Here is a 2,119-nt window from a genome sequence, read left to right as displayed (position 1 = left end):
GCTCTTTGAAAACAGCCTGCAAAAAGACAGCCAATAAAATTTAATGGATGCTTTGAACTTGGACTTTGATTCATACATATGCTTCAGTGCAAAAGCTTGGGTTTTGCTGTGTAAATCAACAATTGTTAAATTGTTGCAAGTAAGCTCATGATAGCCATGTGAACTTTGAATTAAAATAATAATTTTTTTGAATTCACCAGTAAAATGATTACCTTTAATTCGTATAGTATCGCAAGCTTTTGCTCCAATTTCATGAGAATCATTGTTAATAAAAAAATTATCGGAAAGAGAGTATGCCTTAGATAAATTGGGTTTACTGCCTTTCTCTTGTTCTACTTTGTACATTGCGTTAGTAAAAGCATTAGCAGATTTTATTGTGACAGGATAATTTTTGTTATTACTTATAACCAAGTTATAAAAACACTCTGAGTTTTTCCTATGAATCAAAACTCTTTCAAGTTTCAGAGGCTTTAATTTACTTTGATACAAGCTAAACATTACAGTTGCTATTGCAATAATGGATGCAATAGAGCTGATAATTGAAGTTATTTCTTGTAGGTTACTCATAAACACCCTGAGAGCTAACGCCCCCATTAAGGAGCAAAAAATAGTTGGCTAAAATTTTGGAACGCAGTGACAAAAGCCAACTGTTTTTTGTCTGCTTGAATGGCTTGTTATACGAACTTTGCCGATTACTCAACCGCTTACAGATTAACAAACTACTGAACGAAGTAAACTGCCACGTTACAAATGAACGTTGAATTTTGAGCCTTACTACAAAGTAAAACGAGCAACTGGCGCAAAATAAAAGTTAGATCTTACTGCAATGTTGAACGCCTATTTGCGACAAAATGAAAGCAAAGGCGAAAACACTGGATTGCCACAACTAACTACAACAAGACTGTAATTTGCACGCTACCGCCAAACCAAACAAACAATGAGTGGCAGCAACGTATAACGCCAAATTCAGGTGCGCCGTAGGCGTCACCTGGAATTTTTTGTTATATGCGACTTATTTTACTCTTGCCATATGATACACACTGACAAACTCGCCATCTCTGAAGGCGAATTTAGGAGATTCACCTTCAATTTTAAATCCATGCTTTTTATATAACGCGATTGCTGCATCATTATCAGTGTAAACTGTCAGTTCGAGCCTTTGTATATTCAACCAGTTCTCGGCTAAATCAATGACAGCAGAAAGCAATTTACTGCCTACACCTTTACCTTGAAACGTATCTTTAACTGCCATACCAAAACCAGCTACATGTTTTCTTCTCTGGTTTTGCTCAACATGTAGTCCAATTTGGCCTACAAGGTCTCCTTCAATTTCTGCAACTAAAGAATAAATTCCTTGAGGCAAATTCCCGAGACGAGACTCCCAGACAGCTATTGAAGGAAAAGGTAGCTGTAGTGTGCCTGAATAGGCAACCTTGCCAGAATAAATATCTCTTATTGCCTGAATATCGTTACTATCACTATGTCTTATTTTTATTTCAGACACTGAAAACTCCATTTATTATTTCAGCTGCTGTTGAGATTGAACTTTGAACTGAGCATATAACGCTTGGTTCAGATGCGCCGCCGACGGCGGGGTCAGCTGGAACCTTTTGTTATGTGGCTAAATTCATACTGAACTTTCCGGGTTGCACACAACCTGATACAACTCGAAACCGGCTTAGATTGTCTCTGAACTCGCCAAACATGACAAACCAAAAATCTCTGGGCTGGCGTCGCACGAACACTGAACCCGACTGCCAGCCATGCGAGAACTACAGCTATCCACAAGTGAAAAACTATGCGCTGCCATGGCACCGAGAGGACACTCGAAAAGCGATGCCCGCTGCGAGAAAACAACCAACAATTCAAAGCCGATTGCGGGCTAAACTCCCCGCCAATATTGGCACCCAAACATCTTGGCAGCTTGAAAGAGAACTGAACTTGATGCTGGCATGGCACAATGCTGATATTTGACTTGCTCAAACCTCTTTCGCCAGCTTGGGAAAGATTACCGAAATCAAACCACCCCGCTTCTCTGAACTATAAGACGAAAAACAAAGGGTGATAACTGCCACATAACGCCCGCTTAACAGGCAAATGCTGGTTGGCTAAAATCCGA

2 protein-coding genes are annotated in these 2,119 nt (G+C 39.6%); both read right to left on the bottom strand.

The annotated features are described in order from the left end of the window. A partial coding sequence (locus tag AC1EU2_RS18685) for a hypothetical protein (RefSeq protein ID WP_480299787.1) occupies positions 1-567 on the bottom strand: 567 nt, incomplete at its 3' end. A gap of 445 nt (positions 568-1,012) precedes the next feature. Then, entirely contained in the window at positions 1,013-1,504 is a 492-nt protein-coding gene (locus AC1EU2_RS18680; protein ID WP_480299786.1) for a GNAT family N-acetyltransferase, read from the bottom strand. Between the last annotated feature and the right edge of the window lie 615 nt (positions 1,505-2,119).

This window comes from Parashewanella sp. 2304DJ23-3 (genome assembly GCF_056591695.1).
Note: the sequence above shows the minus strand (reverse complement) of the source record. Positions and strands in the feature narration are given on the sequence as shown.